15 protein-coding genes are annotated in these 16,115 nt (G+C 55.6%); all 15 read right to left on the bottom strand.

Annotated elements, in window-relative coordinates:
- Positions 1-41 precede the first annotated feature (41 nt).
- The 15 genes from pstA to atpI all read right to left on the bottom strand — a co-directional run bounded on the left by pstA (position 42) and on the right by atpI (position 15,521).
- The gene (gene pstA / locus Q9R34_RS16165; protein WP_434126195.1) at positions 42-932 is read right to left on the bottom strand and encodes a phosphate ABC transporter permease PstA; all 891 of its coding nucleotides are present in this window, start codon (positions 930-932) and stop codon (positions 42-44) included.
- A complete protein-coding gene (gene pstC / locus Q9R34_RS16160) occupies positions 929-1,891 on the bottom strand; it encodes a phosphate ABC transporter permease PstC (protein ID WP_434126197.1) in 963 nt (320 codons plus the stop codon). The genes pstA and pstC overlap by 4 nt, the downstream gene beginning before the upstream one ends.
- A gap of 88 nt (positions 1,892-1,979) precedes the next feature.
- Positions 1,980-3,023: a phosphate ABC transporter substrate-binding protein PstS gene (gene pstS, locus Q9R34_RS16155; RefSeq protein ID WP_485894986.1), complete on the bottom strand. Its 1,044-nt coding sequence runs from the start codon at positions 3,021-3,023 to the stop codon at positions 1,980-1,982.
- A 216-nt stretch (positions 3,024-3,239) separates the two neighbouring features.
- Entirely contained in the window at positions 3,240-4,052 is an 813-nt protein-coding gene (locus tag Q9R34_RS16150; RefSeq protein WP_485894984.1) for a cytochrome c-type biogenesis protein, read from the bottom strand.
- A gap of 990 nt (positions 4,053-5,042) precedes the next feature.
- Positions 5,043-6,872 (bottom strand): glutamine--fructose-6-phosphate transaminase (isomerizing), encoded by a 1,830-nt coding sequence (gene glmS, locus Q9R34_RS16145; protein WP_434126203.1) that lies wholly within the window; start codon positions 6,870-6,872, stop codon positions 5,043-5,045.
- Between the two features lie 148 nt (positions 6,873-7,020).
- Entirely contained in the window at positions 7,021-8,391 is a 1,371-nt protein-coding gene (gene glmU / locus Q9R34_RS16140; RefSeq protein WP_485894982.1) for a bifunctional UDP-N-acetylglucosamine diphosphorylase/glucosamine-1-phosphate N-acetyltransferase GlmU, read from the bottom strand.
- Between the two features lie 158 nt (positions 8,392-8,549).
- The gene (locus Q9R34_RS16135) at positions 8,550-8,969 is read right to left on the bottom strand and encodes a F0F1 ATP synthase subunit epsilon (RefSeq protein WP_033755408.1); all 420 of its coding nucleotides are present in this window, start codon (positions 8,967-8,969) and stop codon (positions 8,550-8,552) included.
- A gap of 24 nt (positions 8,970-8,993) precedes the next feature.
- Complete coding sequence (atpD, locus tag Q9R34_RS16130; RefSeq protein ID WP_434126207.1) at positions 8,994-10,391, bottom strand: F0F1 ATP synthase subunit beta; 1,398 nt, start codon at positions 10,389-10,391, stop codon at positions 8,994-8,996.
- A gap of 29 nt (positions 10,392-10,420) precedes the next feature.
- Entirely contained in the window at positions 10,421-11,287 is an 867-nt protein-coding gene (atpG, locus tag Q9R34_RS16125; RefSeq protein WP_033755402.1) for a F0F1 ATP synthase subunit gamma, read from the bottom strand.
- A 52-nt stretch (positions 11,288-11,339) separates the two neighbouring features.
- The gene (gene atpA, locus Q9R34_RS16120) at positions 11,340-12,881 is read right to left on the bottom strand and encodes a F0F1 ATP synthase subunit alpha (protein WP_120457695.1); all 1,542 of its coding nucleotides are present in this window, start codon (positions 12,879-12,881) and stop codon (positions 11,340-11,342) included.
- A gap of 14 nt (positions 12,882-12,895) precedes the next feature.
- On the bottom strand, positions 12,896-13,429 hold the full coding sequence (gene atpH / locus Q9R34_RS16115; RefSeq protein ID WP_485894979.1) for a F0F1 ATP synthase subunit delta: 534 nt from the start codon (positions 13,427-13,429) through the stop codon (positions 12,896-12,898).
- A 14-nt stretch (positions 13,430-13,443) separates the two neighbouring features.
- A complete protein-coding gene (gene atpF / locus Q9R34_RS16110) occupies positions 13,444-13,914 on the bottom strand; it encodes a F0F1 ATP synthase subunit B (protein WP_033792955.1) in 471 nt (156 codons plus the stop codon).
- Positions 13,915-14,025: 111 nt separating this feature from the next.
- Complete coding sequence (gene atpE, locus Q9R34_RS16105; RefSeq protein ID WP_003849523.1) at positions 14,026-14,265, bottom strand: F0F1 ATP synthase subunit C; 240 nt, start codon at positions 14,263-14,265, stop codon at positions 14,026-14,028.
- A gap of 48 nt (positions 14,266-14,313) precedes the next feature.
- The gene (gene atpB, locus Q9R34_RS16100) at positions 14,314-15,132 is read right to left on the bottom strand and encodes a F0F1 ATP synthase subunit A (protein ID WP_434126213.1); all 819 of its coding nucleotides are present in this window, start codon (positions 15,130-15,132) and stop codon (positions 14,314-14,316) included.
- Positions 15,133-15,140: 8 nt separating this feature from the next.
- Positions 15,141-15,521, bottom strand: coding sequence for a F0F1 ATP synthase subunit I (gene atpI / locus Q9R34_RS16095; RefSeq protein WP_434126214.1), 381 nt, complete (start codon positions 15,519-15,521; stop codon positions 15,141-15,143).
- Between the last annotated feature and the right edge of the window lie 594 nt (positions 15,522-16,115).

Genomic DNA, 16,115 nt, shown 5'->3' with positions numbered 1-16,115 from the left:
TCGTCTCTCTTAAACGGCGCCGCGCCAGGCAGCGCCGAAGGTTAACCGTGTTTGCTCTTGGTGAAAATTACGCGCGCCAGAATATTCAGCAGCAGCACGCAGAGCGTGATAATCAGCACGCCCGCCCAGGCCAGGCTCTGCCACTCGGCAAAGGGGCTCATCGCGAACTTAAAGATGGTGACCGGCAGATTCGCCAGCGGCTGCATCATGTCGGTGGACCAGAACTGGTTCGACAGGGCGGTAAACAGCAGCGGCGCCGTTTCCCCCGCGATACGGGCGATCGCCAGCAGCACGCCGGTCAGGATGCCCGATACCGACGCCTTCAGCGTAATTGCGGAGATCATCTTCCACTTGGGCGTGCCGAGCGCGTAGGCCGCTTCGCGCATGCTGTCTGGTACCAGCCGCAGCATATTTTCAGTGGTGCGGATAACGATGGGGATCTGCAGCAGCGCCAGCGCGATCACGCCCGCCCAGCCGGAGAAGTGATGCATCTGCGCCACCACGATGGTGTATACGAACAGGCCCACCACAATCGACGGCGCCGAGAGCAGAATATCGTTGATAAAGCGGATGACTTCCGCCAGTGCCGACTTGCGGCCATATTCCGCCAGATACACGCCCGCCAGGATGCCCAGCGGCGTGCCGATCACCGTCGACCACAAAATCAGCAGACCGCTGCCCGCCAGGGCGTTGGCCAGACCGCCGCCAGCGGTATTCGGCGGCGGCGTCGATTCGGTGAACAGCGACCAGCTCAGCCCGTCGACGCCGCGCGTGACGGTGGTGAAGAGGATCCATATCAGCCAGAACAGGCCAAAGGCCATGGTCAGCAGCGACAGCGTCAGGGCGATCTTATTCTTGGTGCTGCGCCAGGCCTGCATTTTGCGACGCGACGCGTCCAGTTCGGCGCGAGCCTGCAGTTCAATCGTCGTCATGAGCGCGCTCCTTCACTTTTCGCCAGGCGCAGGATCATCAGCTTGGAAATGGCCAGCACGATAAAGGTGATAACAAACAGGATCAGCCCCAGCTCCATCAGCGCGGCGACATGCACGCCCGACTCAGCTTCGGCGAACTCATTTGCCAGCGCAGAGGTGATGCTGTTGCCCGGCATAAACAGCGAGGCGCTGTCGAGCTGGTAGGTGTTGCCGATGATAAAAGTCACCGCCATGGTTTCGCCCAGCGCGCGCCCAAGGCCGAGCATCACGCCGCCAATCACGCCGTTTTTGGTGAACGGCAGCACGATGCGCCAGATCACTTCCCAGGTGGTGCAGCCGATGCCGTAGGCAGACTCTTTCATCATTACCGGCGTCTGCTCGAACACGTCGCGCATCACCGAGGCGATGTAAGGAATGATCATGATCGCCAGAATGACGCCCGCCGCCAGGATGCCGATGCCGAAGGCCGGGCCAGAAAAGAGCGCGCCAACAAAGGGGATGTTCGACATGATTTCGCCGACCGGCGTCTGGAAATATTCGGCAAACAGCGGCGCGAAGATAAACAGGCCCCACATGCCGTAAACGATGCTGGGGATTGCCGCCAGCAGCTCAATGGCGGTGCCGAGCGGACGGCGCAGCCAGCCCGGCGAGAGCTCTGTCAGAAACAGCGCGATGCCGAAGCTCACCGGCACGGCGATAATCAGCGCAATCAGCGAGGTCACGAGGGTGCCGTAGATAGGCACCAGCGCGCCAAATTCTTCGTTCGGCGCATCCCAGGTTTTGTTCCACAGAAAGGAAAAGCCAAATTTCTGAATGCTTGGCCAGGAGGAGAAAATCAGGGAGACGATAATGCCGCCCAACAGCAACAGGACAATCAGCGCAGCCAGTTTAACCAGCGCGCCGAAAATCATGTCACCTTGCTTACCGGGGGCTTTGAATGCCGGCTTCGTTGCAGCCATAGAAGTCTCATTCTTCAGAGGTTGTCAGGGCGGCGCAGGGCCGCCCTTCTCGATCTGGCCGGACGCGCGTCCGACCGGAGTTGTTCGCTTACTGGTAAAGCGCTTTGCCAGAACTGTCTTTGATATTGGCTTTCCAGGCGTCGCGGATCTGCTGGGTTACGCTGTCCGGCAGGGTGGCGTAATCCAGGCTGGTTGCGGTTTTGTCGCCGTTTTTGTACGCCCAGTCGAAGAACTTCAGCACTTCACTGCCCTTCTCGGCGTTAGCCTGATCTTTGTAGATCAGAATGAAGGTGGTTGAGGTGATCGGCCAGGCGTCGTTGCCTTTCTGGAAGGTCAGGTCCTGAGCAAAGGATTTGCTCCAGTCTGCGCCTTTCGCCGCGTTAGAGAAGCTGGTTTCGCTGGGTGCGACCGGCTTGCCGTCCGCATCGACCAGTTTGGTGTAGGTCAGGTTGTTCTGCTTGGCATAGGCGTATTCGACATAGCCGATTGAACCCGGCAGACGCTGTACGAACGCCGCGACGCCGTCGTTGCCTTTGCCACCCAGGCCAGCCGGCCAGTTAACGGTATTGCCTTTACCGATTTTGCTGTTCCACTCTTCGTTGACCTTCGCCAGGTAGCTGGTGAAGACGAATGAGGTGCCAGAACCATCTGCGCGGCGCACCACGTTGATGTTGGTATCGGGCAGTTTCACGCCAGGGTTCAGCCTGGTGATGGCCGCGTCGTTCCACTTTTTAATTTTGCCCAGATAGATGTCGCCAACGGTTTTGCCGTCGAGGGTCAGTTCGCCTGACTTCACACCCGGGATATTGACGGCCAGTACGACGCCGCCAATGACGGTCGGGAACTGAAACAGGCCGTTTTTCTGCAGGTCTTCATCTTTCATCGGCGCATCTGACGCGCCAAAATCCACGGTTTTTGCGATGATCTGCTTCACGCCGCCGGATGAACCAATGCCCTGGTAGTTGATTTTGCTACCGGTGGCTTGCTGATATTCTGCTGCCCACTTGGCATAAACCGGCGCCGGGAAAGTCCCGCCCGCGCCCGTCAGATCGGTGGCTGCAAAGGCAGAAACCGCGCTTAGGGCGAGAGTGGCGGTAAGGATTCGGGCTACGGTGCTACGCATCAGTGTCATGTTCCCTCCAGGGGAGTTAATCTCAGGCTTGAGGCCGTTGTAATTGGAGTCAGTGATTGCTGCAGGAGGGAAAATAGGACAGTTTGATGACAGTGAAATGTAGGAAATATGACAGATTTATGACAGAACGCAGGGGGAAAAGGGAGTGAAAAAGCATGACGGGCAGTTTAACACGCGTTCTCTGCCGTGCCCGTCATTTGTGCGGAAAACTGACCGCTATTCTGCTGCCATCGCCATACGAATCACCCCTGCGGATTCGCTTTGCGGTAATGCCAGCACGTTGCGCCATAAATCCTTATACAGGTTGCAGGCGATCTTTTCTTTGCCTGTCCCTTTTCGCGGATCGCCTAGTATTTCCAGATCCTGGCCATATTTCGGCACCATCATTTGTATGACTTTTCGCGCACTCTGCTGCGCCTGTTGTTGCTCTTCGCGGGTTACGCTGTGTCGGTTGGGGCCCCAGGCAGCACGCATCATCGCGACATCAGCACTCATCCGCTGTCTGGTTATACTTTCAGGAATGATTTTCGTGGGGTTAATCCCGCCCTTAACGTCAGGAAAAAGGAACCGGTAGCAGGCATCATCACTGACCCGCTGGACGGCCTCAATCTGAGCAACATTAACCTGCATAACCGCCACAACCCGATCATCCGGTGCCAGTGCCAGACGACTTTTCTGGATGGCCAGGATTTGCGGCTGAATATAGTCGATAACCTGCTGCTCGCTTTTACCTGCTTTGATCATGGCCGCAGACTGGGCACGCATTTGCTCGAACTTCTCGGGCTCCTGCTCTTTCAATACTTGCCAGGTTGGCATGGTTGCTATAGCAGCATCCAGCTGCTGTTCCACATTCTGGTTAGCCTGATTTTTAAGGTAATGCGCATCCAGTACGTTCCAGACCACAATTGCCGTTAGGGTCAGCACGACAGCACCGACTCGCCCAACCCAGCCCTTTTTGCGTATCAGCGCAACTACCGCTGCAATAACGGCGCCCGCATAGCCAGCCAGAAGTACATGCGTCCAGTTCATAGTGCTTATCCTTGTGTTTTTAGTACTGCCAGAGAATCGTGATGGTTTTGAGGTGCTAAAACGAGCACACAGGTTTGCCCTGAGTTCGCGGGCTTTCGGCATATAAAAAATCCCGGCCAGATGACCGGGAGGGCATTATTTTAAACAAAATCAGAAGCGGTAACCAACCCCAATGTTAAAGCCGTTTATTGCCACGTTCTCATTATATTTTACGCGTGTGTTTTCGTATCTAGCGGATACGAACAGAGAGGCTGTCGGGTTGATAATTATCCCTGTGCCACAGGCAAAACACCTTTTGTTATCGCCAAAGCTTTCAGCATATCGTGACGTGTAGATAACCCGCTCTTTTACTCTTGTATTAGCAGCCCCGCAGGCACATACAGGCTGGCATAATCATTAATATAATACGAAGGCCCCGCCAGGAAAGAGTAATATCTAAACGTTCTAGCCGCTCGTTTCGCCAGAGTATTGAACGCGAAAAGAATAATCATCACTATCTTACTTCCTGCACATCTGTGCAGGGGTTGGCTTCCTGCTCTTAAGCACGGTATAACCGATGCTCCAGGCAACACCATCTATGTTTATAACAAAATTCCTTGCTGTGAAAACGGATTATGCAGAGGAATATCTCAGCGCCCAAAACGCAGATTCTGCTTTACTTCTTCTAATGGTGAGGCATTTACCTTGATGATAATTTGTTGTTCCTTTTGCATCAGCCGATCCGGTCATGCTGGCTTTGGCGCGCGTCAACATAGATATAAACCATGATCAAAAATAACCTTTTCAAACATAATTCCAGCAGTATAAAACTCATTAACGCCACAAAAAATCACAGCAAAAATAAAATGATCGATAGTCGACTAGCGAGTAGAACGTCGCCATTCAGGGATAATTTTTATCACTACACCATATTTGCATGCATAATTAGTAAATAATAAAAAACCCGGCTAACTCGCCGGGCCTGGTATTCATTTAATATAACGACACGCTTTACTCTACCGTCACTGACTTCGCCAGGTTACGCGGCTGATCCACGTCGGTGCCTTTAATCAGCGCGACGTGATAAGAGAGCAGCTGCAGCGGCACGGTGTAGAAAATGGGCGCGATCACCTCCTCCACGTGCGGCAGGGAGATAATCTTCATGCCGTCGCTGTCGCTGAAGCCGGCGTCCTGATCGGCAAACACGTACAGCAAGCCGCCGCGCGCGCGCACCTCTTCAATATTGGACTTCAGCTTTTCCAGCAGTTCGTTGTTCGGCGCCACCACGATCACCGGCATATCGGCATCGATCAGCGCCAGCGGACCGTGCTTCAGCTCGCCAGCGGCATAGGCTTCCGCGTGAATATAGGAGATCTCTTTCAGCTTGAGCGCCCCTTCCATCGCGATCGGATACTGATCGCCGCGGCCGAGGAACAGCGCATGATGCTTGTCAGAGAAATCTTCCGCCAGCAGTTCAATACGCTTGTCCTGCGCCAGCATCTGCTCGATGCGGCTCGGCAGCGCCTGCAGGCCGTGCACGATTTCATGCTCGGTGTCTGCCGACATACCGCGCAGGCGGCCTACTTTCGCCACCAGCATCAGCAGCACGGTCAGCTGCGTGGTAAAAGCCTTGGTCGAGGCAACGCCGATTTCGGTGCCCGCTTTGGTCATCAGCGCCAGATCTGACTCGCGCACCAGCGAGGAGCCCGCGACGTTGCAGATCGCCAGCGAACCGAGGTAGCCCAGCTCTTTGGTCAGGCGCAGCGCCGCCAGCGTATCGGCGGTTTCGCCAGACTGCGACAGGGTGATCAGCAGGCTGTTTTTGCGCACGGCAGATTTGCGGTAGCGGAATTCAGAGGCGATCTCGACGTCGCAGGGAATGTTTGCCAGCGACTCGAACCAGTAGCGCGCCACCATACCGGAGTTGTACGAGGTACCGCAGGCGATGATTTGAATATGCTCAACCTGGCTCAGCAGCGCTTCGGCGTGCGGCCCCAGCTCGCTGAGATCGACTTCGCCATGGCTGAAACGACCGGTTAAGGTGTTTTTAATCGCCATCGGCTGTTCGTAAATCTCTTTCTGCATATAGTGGCGATACAGACCTTTATCACCCGCGTCATACTGCACGCTCGATTCAATCTCAGCGCGCTGCACCGCGTTGCCCGCACGATCGACGATAGTGACGTCGCGACGGCTAATCTCAGCGATGTCGCCCTCTTCCAGATAGATGAAGCGGCGCGTCACCGGCAGCAGCGCCAGCTGATCGGAAGCGATGAAGTTCTCGCCGACGCCGCGACCAATCACCAGCGGACTGCCCGAACGTGCGGCCACCAGCAGCGACGGATCGCGGCTGTCCATGATCACCATGCCATAGGCGCCGCGCAGCTGAGGAATGACGCGCAGCACCACCTCGCGCAGCGTGCCGCCCTGTTTCTGCTCCCAGTGCACCAGATGCGCCACCACTTCGGTGTCGGTTTCAGATACGAAGCGATAACCGCGAGCGATCAGCGCTTCACGCAGCGGCTCATGGTTTTCGATAATGCCGTTATGCACCACGACGATCTGCCCGGAGACATGCGGATGCGCGTTGGCCTCCGACGGTTCGCCGTGCGTTGCCCAGCGCGTATGCGCAATGCCGGTGCCGCCGATCAGCGGCTGCTGCTCAGCAGCCTCCGCCAGCATCTGCACTTTGCCGACGCGACGCAGTCGCGTCACATGGCCCTGACGATCAACCACGGCCAGACCGGCCGAATCATAACCGCGATACTCGAGGCGACGCAGGCCTTCCAGCAGAATCTCTGCGATATCGCGCTGCGCTACTGCACCTACAATTCCACACATAAATGTTATTCCTGACCTGATGGCTTTCGACCATCTTTCGTTGTCATACGACCTGATAACCGGCTTTGCCGGGCTCCCCGAGCCTTGTAGAGAGTGGGGATTATTATTGTGTTACTGCGGCGGCCAGCACCCGGCTGGCCGCTAAAAATTACTTTTTCTTCGCCGGACGCTGCCAGTCCGCTTTGCTGTTCTGCTCTTTGCGGTTGTAAACCAGCGCCGCTTCGGTAACGTCTTTCATTACCGTGGTGCCCGCCGCGATAGTCGCGCCCGCCGCCACGCTGACCGGCGCCACCAGCTGCGTATCGGAGCCGACAAAGACGTTATCGCCGATAAGGGTTTTAGACTTGTTCGCGCCATCGTAATTGCAGGTGATGGTGCCTGCGCCGATGTTGACGTTGGCGCCAATCTCCGCGTCGCCGAGATAGCTCAGATGTCCCGCCTTCGAACCTTTACCCAGCGTCGCCTTCTTCATTTCGACGAAGTTCCCGACGTGGGCGGCCTGCGCCAGTTCACTGCCTGGACGCAGACGGGCGAAAGGCCCAACGGTGCAGTCGGCGGCGAGGCGTGCATCCTCGATCACTGACCAGGGGCTGATTTCGCAGTCATCGCCAATGACACTGTTTTTAATGATGCAGCCCGCGCCGATTTTCACGCGGTCACCAAGGCTGACCTCACCTTCGATAATGACATTAATGTCAATCTCGACGTCACGACCGTGGCGCAAAACGCCACGCAGATCAAAACGCACCGGATCGCGCAGCATCACGCCCGCCAGCAGCAGTTTTTCCGCCTGTTCGCTCTGATAAACCCGCTCCAGCGTCGCCAGCTGCAGGCGGTTGTTAACGCCGTCGGTCTCGCTGACGCGCCCCGGGTGCACCGCGTTAATCTGTCGCCCTTCCTGATGCGCCAGCGCAATGATGTCGGTGATGTAGTATTCGCCCTGCGCGTTGTTATTGGAGAGCTGCGCCAGCCAGCGCTTCAGATCGCCACCGTTGGCGATCAGGATGCCGGTATTGATTTCGGTGATCTTCAGCTGCTCGGGCGTGGCGTCTTTCTGCTCGACAATGCCGACGATAGCGCTGTTTTCGCGCACGATGCGCCCGTAGCCGCTGGGATTATCCAGCACCACCGTCAGCAGGCCGATGCCGCCTTCAGGTTTGGCGTCGCGCAGACGCTGCAGCGTCTCCTGAGAGATCAGCGGCACGTCGCCGTAGAGCATCAGAATATCTTCGTCGTCAGCGAATGCGGGAGCAGCCTGCTGCATGGCGTGGCCGGTACCGAGCTGTTCCGCCTGCAGCACCCAGTTGAGTGAGGGCTCGCTCAGCGTCGCCTTCAGCCGGTCACCGCCGTGGCCGTAGACCAGATGAATATGGCGCGCACCGAGGCCAGTGGCGGCGTCGATCACGTGCTGTACCATGGGTTTGCCTGCAAGGGTATGCAGAACTTTGGGCAGATCGGAATACATACGGGTTCCCTTGCCGGCAGCAAGGATCACCACGCTCATTGCGCTGTTAGACATAACCATCCTGACAGAGTTTTTGACATGCGAAAGTTAAACGGTTTACCCCTGAGATTACTACATTTTTCTCAGGTCGAAATTAGGCGCGCGCAGGTTGAAGTGCGGGCAAAAAAAATGCCAGCCCAAAGGGCTGGCATTTCGTGACGCATAAAGCCTGATTACATCGCTTTTTTGGTCAGCTCGATCACGCGCAGTTTAGCAATGGCTTTCGCCAGCTCCGCAGAAGCCTGAGCGTAGTCCACGTCGCCGTGGCTGCTGTTCATATGCTCTTCTGCTTTGCGTTTCGCTTCCAGCGCACGCGCCTCGTCCAGGTCGGTACCGCGAATTGCGGTATCGGCCAGAACGGTGGTGCTGCCCGGCTGCACTTCCAGCACGCCGCCAGAGAGGTAGATAAACTCCTCTTCGCCGTGCTGCTTCACGATACGGATCATTCCAGGCTTGATGGCAGTCAGCAGCGGCGCGTGACCAGGGAAAATACCCAGCTCGCCTTCGCTACCTGACACCTGAATTTTCTGCACCAGGCCAGAGAACAGCTGTTTCTCTGCGCTGACGACGTCCAGGTGATAAGTCATAGCCATATCTGTCCTCCCGGGAAACCGTTATTACAGTTTCTTCGCTTTTTCCACGGCTTCTTCGATAGCGCCGACCATGTAGAAAGCCTGCTCCGGCAGATGGTCGAACTCGCCGTCCATAATGCCTTTAAAGCCACGGATAGTGTCTTTCAGCGTAACGTATTTACCTGGCGCACCGGTGAAGACTTCAGCAACGAAGAACGGCTGAGACAGGAAGCGCTGAATCTTACGCGCGCGTGCCACCAGCAGTTTGTCGTCTTCAGACAGCTCGTCCATACCGAGGATGGCGATGATGTCTTTCAGTTCCTGGTAACGCTGCAGCAGAGACTGCACGCCGCGCGCAACGTCGTAGTGCTCCTGGCCAACCACCAGCGGATCCAGCTGACGGCTGGTGGAATCCAGCGGGTCAACGGCCGGGTAGATACCCAGAGAGGCGATCTGACGGCTCAGCGTAACGGTTGAGTCCAGGTGGGCGAAGGTGGTCGCCGGAGACGGGTCAGTCAAGTCATCCGCAGGGACGTAAACGGCCTGTACGGAGGTGATTGAACCGGTCTTGGTGGAGGTAATACGCTCCTGCAGCACGCCCATCTCTTCAGCCAGGGTCGGCTGGTAGCCTACCGCTGACGGCATACGACCCAGCAGTGCGGAAACTTCCGTACCAGCCAGGGTGTAACGATAGATGTTGTCGATGAACAGCAGAACATCGCGGCCTTCGTCACGGAATTTTTCCGCCATGGTCAGACCGGTCAGAGCCACGCGCAGACGGTTACCCGGCGGCTCGTTCATCTGGCCATACACCAGCGCAACTTTGTCGATTACGTTGGAGTCGGTCATTTCGTGGTAGAAGTCGTTACCCTCACGAGTACGCTCACCCACGCCGGCAAATACCGAGTAACCTGAGTGCTCAGCCGCGATGTTACGGATCAGCTCCATCATGTTTACGGTTTTACCTACGCCCGCGCCGCCAAACAGGCCGACTTTACCGCCCTTGGCGAACGGACACATCAGGTCGATAACCTTGATGCCGGTTTCCAGCAGTTCCTGCGAGTTGGACTGGTCTTCATAAGAAGGCGCCGCGCGGTGAATAGAGGAGATCTCTACTGCACTGCCGTCTTCTTCTTTGATGTCGCCTTTCATGTCGATCGGCTCGCCCAGCACGTTCATGATACGGCCGAGGGTGGCTTTGCCCACCGGAACCTGGATCGGTTTTTTCAGGTCAGCAACTTCCAGACCGCGCTTCAGGCCGTCAGAAGAACCCATGGCGATGGTACGAACCACGCCGCCGCCCAGCTGCTGCTGAACTTCCAGCACCAGACGAGCATCACCATTCTTAACCTCAAGGGCGTTGTACACTTGCGGTACCGCGTCCTGAGGGAATTCGACGTCAACTACGGCGCCGATAATCTGGACAATCTTTCCAGCTGCCATCTTGAATCCTCTACCTAATTCTTACCTGGTTAAACCGCGGAGGCTCCCGAGACGATCTCGGTGAGTTCCTGGGTGATGCTGGCCTGACGAGCTTTGTTGTATACCAACTGCAGCTCTTTGATCAGATTTCCGCCGTTGTCGGTTGCGGCTTTCATCGCCACCATACGCGCGGCCTGTTCGCTGGCCAGGTTTTCCACCACACCCTGATAAACCTGCGATTCGACATAACGACGCAGCAGGGTATCCAGCAGCGCTTTCGGATCGGGCTCGTACAGGTAATCCCAGGTCTTCGCCTTCATCTCTTCTTCACCTTCCGCTGGCGGTAACGGCAGCAGTTGGGTAATGGTCGGAGTCTGAGACATGGTGTTATTGAACTTGTTGCTGACGACATACAGCTTGTCGATGCGACCTTCGTCGTAAGCCTGCAGCATCACTTTTACCGGGCCGATCAGATCGGACAGGGCAGGTTTATCGCCCATGCCGGTGACCTGAGCCACGATGTTGCCGCCTACGGAGCCGAAGAACGCCAGACCTTTGGAACCGATGATCGACAGATCGCTCTGCACGCCTTTATCGGACCAGGCCTTCATATCTGCCAGCAATTTTTTGAACAGGTTAATGTTCAAACCACCACAAAGCCCGCGGTCAGTCGAAACGACCAGGTAGCCGACGCGCTTAACGTCGCGCTCTTCCAGGTAAGGGTGCTTGTATTCCAGATTTCCTAACGCAAGGTGACCAATCACTTTGCGCATGGTATCTGCATACGGACGGCTGGCCGCCATGCGTTCCTGCGTTTTACGCATTTTGGAGGCGGCGACCATTTCCATCGCTTTGGTGATCTTCTGCGTGTTTTTCACGCTTCCAATCTTGTTACGTATCTCTTTTGCGCCGGCCATTAGCTTCTCCTCAAAGCCTTGCGGCCTGCCTTTTCAGACAGGCCGCCAGACATTACCAGGACTGGGTTGCTTTAAACGTGTCGAGCAGGCCTTTCAGCTTCGCTTCGATATCGTTGTTGTAGTTACCAGTTTGGTTGATTTCCTGCATCAGCTCGGCGTGGTCGCGGTCTGCGAACGCCAGCAGGGCAGCTTCGAAGCTAAGGATTTTCGCCAGTTCAACGTCGTTCAGGTAGCCGCGCTCGGCAGCAAACAGCACCAGACCCTGCTGCGCAACGGACATCGGCGCATACTGTTTCTGTTTCAGCAGCTCGGTCACTTTCTGACCGTGGCTCAGCTGTTTGCGGGTCGCGTCATCCAGATCGGAAGCGAACTGCGAGAACGCCGCCAGCTCACGATACTGTGCCAGCGCGGTACGGATGCCGCCGGACAGTTTCTTGATGATCTTGGTCTGAGCAGCACCACCAACACGCGATACGGAGATACCTGGGTTAACCGCCGGACGAATACCGGAGTTGAACAGGTTCGATTCCAGGAAGATCTGACCATCGGTAATCGAGATTACGTTGGTCGGAACGAACGCGGAAACGTCGCCCGCCTGGGTTTCGATGATCGGCAGCGCGGTCAGTGAACCGGTTTTACCTTTAACTTCGCCGTTGGTGAAACGCTCAACGTAGTCAGCGCTAACGCGTGACGCACGCTCCAGCAGACGAGAGTGGAGATAGAACACGTCGCCCGGGAACGCTTCACGGCCCGGCGGACGGCGCAGCAGCAGAGAAATCTGACGGTAAGCGACAGCCTGCTTGGACAGGTCATCGTATACGATCAGAGCATCTTCGCCGCGGTCGCGGAAGTATTCGCCCATGGCGCAGCCGGAGTAGGGCGCCAGGTACTGCAGTGCAGCGGATTCAGACGCGGACGCAACCACCACGATGGTGTTCGACAGTGCGCCGTGCTCTTCCAGCTTGCGCACCACGTTAGCGATGGTAGAAGCTTTCTGACCGATCGCGACGTACACGCATTTGATGCCGGAGTCGCGCTGGTTGATGATCGCGTCGATCGCCAGTGCGGTTTTACCGGTCTGACGGTCGCCGATGATCAGCTCACGCTGGCCACGACCGATTGGAATCATCGCATCGACAGATTTGTAACCGGTCTGAACCGGCTCGTCGACTGACTGACGGTCGATAACGCCCGGTGCGATCACTTCAACCGGCGAGAAGCCGTCGTTGTCGATCGCGCCTTTGCCGTCGATTGGCGCACCCAGGGTGTTCACCACGCGGCCCAGCAGGCCACGACCGACCGGCACTTCCAGAATACGACCGGTACACTTAACCTTCATGCCTTCGGCGAGGTCAGCGTACGGGCCCATGACCACGGCGCCGACTGAGTCGCGCTCAAGGTTCAGGGCGATAGCATAACGGTTGCCCGGCAGGGCGATCATCTCACCCTGCATGACATCGGCCAGGCCGTGTACGCGGATGATACCGTCGCTTACAGAAACGATTGTACCTTCGTTGTGAGCTTCGCTCACGACATTGAACTGAGCAATGCGCTGCTTGATCAGTTCGCTGATTTCGGTGGAATTCAGTTGCATATGCTCCAGTCCCCTTAAGACTGCAAGGCGTCTGCCAGACGCTCGAGACGGCCGCGCACGCTGCCATCAATCACCAGATCACCCGCACGGATGATCACGCCTGCCATGACAGACTTATCAATTTTGCAATTCAGCTTAACTTTGCGTGACAGACGTTTTTCCATCGCGGCGCTGATGTTAGTCAGCTGGCTGTCACTCAGCGTAACGGCAGAAATCACATCCACTTCCGCAGTCGCCTCATAGGCGTCACGCAGGTGAATGAACTGCCCGAGTACAGCTGGAAGCGCGGTCAAACGTCCGTTCTCTGCCATCACCTTAATCAGGTTCTGGCCGTGTTCATCTAATTGATCGCCGCAGACGGCAATGAAAGAAGCCGATAACGCTTCCGGCGCCAGCGCGCCAGAGAGAAGATCGGCCATTTGCTCATTGCGTGCTACGGTCGCGGCAAACGCCAGCATGTTTTGCCAGCGCTCGATGCTTTGATGCTCAACAGCAAAGTCAAAAGCTGCTTTGGCGTAGGGGCGAGCTACAGTAATCAGTTCAGACATCAGCCCCTCCCTCCTTACAGTTCAGCGACCAGTTTATCAACGATGTCGCTGTTAGCAGCTTCATCCACGGAACGTTCGATGATCTTCTCGGCGCCAGCCATTGCCAGCAACGCGACTTGCTTACGCAGCTCTTCGCGAGCACGTTTACGCTCGGCGTCAATTTCAGCCTGCGCCTGCGTCACGATGCGGTTACGTTCGTTCTCGGCTTCAGTTTTCGCTTCGTCCAGAATCTGAGTACGGCGTTTGTTCGCCTGCTCGATAATGACCTGAGCTTCTTCTTTAGCTTTTTTCAGCTGGTCGGTCACATTGGCCTGCGCGAGATCCAAATCTTTCTTCGCGCGTTCAGCAGAAGCAAGGCCTTCAGCAATTTCTTTCTGGCGCTTTTCGATGGCAGCCATAATCGGCGGCCATACGTACTTCATGCAGAACGCGACGAACAGGATAAACGCGATGGCCTGGCCGAGGATTGTTGCGTTAATGTTCACAGCACAATGCCTCTAATTAAGTTGTTAACTTTTCTGCCGATATCTTCACGATAAGCGGCAGAACCGTTCATCATCGCACCCGGTGCCATGATGAACCAGGAGCGACAGGCTTTAGGCGACAGCAAACATCACATAGAGACCCAGACCAACAGCGATCATCGGGATTGCATCCACCAGACCCATTACAACAAAGAACTGCGTACGCAGCAGAGGGATCAGATCCGGCTGGCGCGCGGCGCCTTCCAGGAATTTACCTCCGAGGATGCCGATACCGATCGCAGCACCGATTGCCGCCAGGCCCATCATCACAGCGGCAGCCATGTACAGCAGATCCATATTCAGGTTTTCCATGACAGTCTCCAGTTTGTTTCAGTTAAACGCTTAGTGTTGAGAAAAAAATCAATGTTCTTCAGATGCCATCGACAGATAGACAATCGTGAGGACCATGAAAATGAAAGCCTGCAACGAGATGATCAGGATGTGGAAAATGGCCCACGGCACATTCAGCACCCACTGCGACCACCACGGCAACAGACCGGCAATAAGGATAAAGATCAGCTCACCCGCATACATGTTGCCGAACAGACGCAGACCGAGTGAAACCGGTTTGGACAGCAGGCTAACACCTTCAAGGATCAGGTTGATGGGGATGAAGATCGGGTGATTAAAAGGCTGCAGCGTCAGCTCTTTCGCGAAGCCGCCTACACCTTTCATTTTGATGCTGTAGAACAGAATCAAAATAAATACGCCCAACGCCATAGACAGCGTGATGTTCACGTCTGCGGACGGCACGACGCGCAGCGCCGGCAGGCCCAGCCAGTGCTCGCCGATGTACGGCAGCAGGTCGATAGGCAGCAGATCCATGAAGTTCATCAGGAAGACCCAGACGAAAATCGTCAGAGCCAGCGGGGCGATAAGTTTGCTTTTACCGTGGTACATGTCGCGCACGTTGCTATCAACGAAGCCGACAACCAGTTCGATAGCAGCCTGCATTTTCCCTGGCACGCCGCTGGTAGCGCTCTTCGCCACTTTGCGGAACAACACCAGGAAAATGAATCCCAGCACCAGAGAGAAAAACATAGAATCGATATTTAATACCCAAAACGTCGCGGGAGCGTCGTGAGCATTCACTAACTCGAAGGTACGCAGGTCCAACTGAAGATGCGTCAGATGGTGACCGATGTACTCTTGAGGAGTTTGAGTTTCTCCTGCAGCCATGATGCCTTTTACCCTTTGTTGTTAATTACCGCCGGTGCCAACATCTGAACCACCAGCACCGATAACCAGGTTATCCCGAGCGGCCAGAAAACCACCCTGAAAACACCCAACGCCACAATGAGCAACGCGATAGTTGCGATGACCTTGCCGATTTCGCCGAGAGCGAAACTCCACGCAACCCGCCCGGAAGCCGGGGATTGCCCTTGCAGGCGCCAGGCTAAAAACATGAACAACACGTTCGGCAGCCAGGCTGCCGCTCCACCAGCCAGCGCAGAGACGCCCCAGGTGACATCTTTCAGGGCAAAGAGAGCGCCGATGATGAGCACAGTCACCAGCTGGATAACCAGCACGGTTCGGGCGAATTTTACACTGTAAAGAGACACTGACATGGCGCTGTTACTCCCCTGCCCCATAAGGGGTATGTCGCGTGTCGTATAAGACTGCCTTTACTCACTCGAGTCAAGCAGCAAAAGCCGTGCAAATTATACGGGCCGCACCTGCGATTTCAATCCGTAAGTAGCCAAAAGGTGAACAATTATTTAAATTTCTTTCCGAACGGCTATTTTTCCAAAGATTGCCAGGCGAAATTATGGACCTGCGCCGTGCTAATTTGGCTTCAGGCTTGCATTTAAAGCGTGCTTTAGATCACATTCTAAACATTGCCCGCCTGTTCAAATTTGCTGACGAGCAAGAGTGACGTCTATTAAATCGCCATTAAAACCTTTAAAAACAGCCGGATAATATTTTCGTCACCTCAAGCTCACCTTATTTTCGATAAAAACAGCTGATTGACATCACAGAGTGCGGCAAGAACGTTAAATTGATATTACGCACGCGGCGTTATTACCCTGATATATTTTCCAGCGTGATTATCTGCGTGCCCTGCAGAAGCGGTAGAAGTGATCTTCTTGATAAACAAATGTGAATTAATCGTTAAATGTAACAGAGCTTTTCGGATAATTTCCGGCAAGCCTGTTAACGTA

Origin of the sequence: Enterobacter sp. BRE11 (assembly GCF_031844285.1) — a bacterium.
In the GTDB taxonomy this organism is placed as follows: Bacteria; Pseudomonadota; Gammaproteobacteria; order Enterobacterales; family Enterobacteriaceae; genus Pantoea.
This window is presented reverse-complemented; position numbering and strand designations above follow the sequence as displayed.

What these genes read in the sequence shown, in the direction of transcription:
- pstA (WP_434126195.1), bottom strand. Translation starts at nt 932, where the DNA reads ATGACGACGATTGAACTGCAGGCTCGCGCCGAACTGGACGCGTCGCGT.
- pstC (WP_434126197.1), bottom strand. Translation starts at nt 1,891, where the DNA reads ATGGCTGCAACGAAGCCGGCATTCAAAGCCCCCGGTAAGCAAGGTGAC.
- pstS (WP_485894986.1), bottom strand. Translation starts at nt 3,023, where the DNA reads ATGACACTGATGCGTAGCACCGTAGCCCGAATCCTTACCGCCACTCTC.
- Q9R34_RS16150 (WP_485894984.1), bottom strand. Translation starts at nt 4,052, where the DNA reads ATGAACTGGACGCATGTACTTCTGGCTGGCTATGCGGGCGCCGTTATT.
- glmS (WP_434126203.1), bottom strand. Translation starts at nt 6,872, where the DNA reads ATGTGTGGAATTGTAGGTGCAGTAGCGCAGCGCGATATCGCAGAGATT.
- glmU (WP_485894982.1), bottom strand. Translation starts at nt 8,391, where the DNA reads ATGTCTAACAGCGCAATGAGCGTGGTGATCCTTGCTGCCGGCAAGGGA.
- Q9R34_RS16135 (WP_033755408.1), bottom strand. Translation starts at nt 8,969, where the DNA reads ATGGCTATGACTTATCACCTGGACGTCGTCAGCGCAGAGAAACAGCTG.
- atpD (WP_434126207.1), bottom strand. Translation starts at nt 10,391, where the DNA reads ATGGCAGCTGGAAAGATTGTCCAGATTATCGGCGCCGTAGTTGACGTC.
- atpG (WP_033755402.1), bottom strand. Translation starts at nt 11,287, where the DNA reads ATGGCCGGCGCAAAAGAGATACGTAACAAGATTGGAAGCGTGAAAAAC.
- atpA (WP_120457695.1), bottom strand. Translation starts at nt 12,881, where the DNA reads ATGCAACTGAATTCCACCGAAATCAGCGAACTGATCAAGCAGCGCATT.
- atpH (WP_485894979.1), bottom strand. Translation starts at nt 13,429, where the DNA reads ATGTCTGAACTGATTACTGTAGCTCGCCCCTACGCCAAAGCAGCTTTT.
- atpE (WP_003849523.1), bottom strand. Translation starts at nt 14,265, where the DNA reads ATGGAAAACCTGAATATGGATCTGCTGTACATGGCTGCCGCTGTGATG.
- atpB (WP_434126213.1), bottom strand. Translation starts at nt 15,132, where the DNA reads ATGGCTGCAGGAGAAACTCAAACTCCTCAAGAGTACATCGGTCACCAT.
- atpI (WP_434126214.1), bottom strand. Translation starts at nt 15,521, where the DNA reads ATGTCAGTGTCTCTTTACAGTGTAAAATTCGCCCGAACCGTGCTGGTT.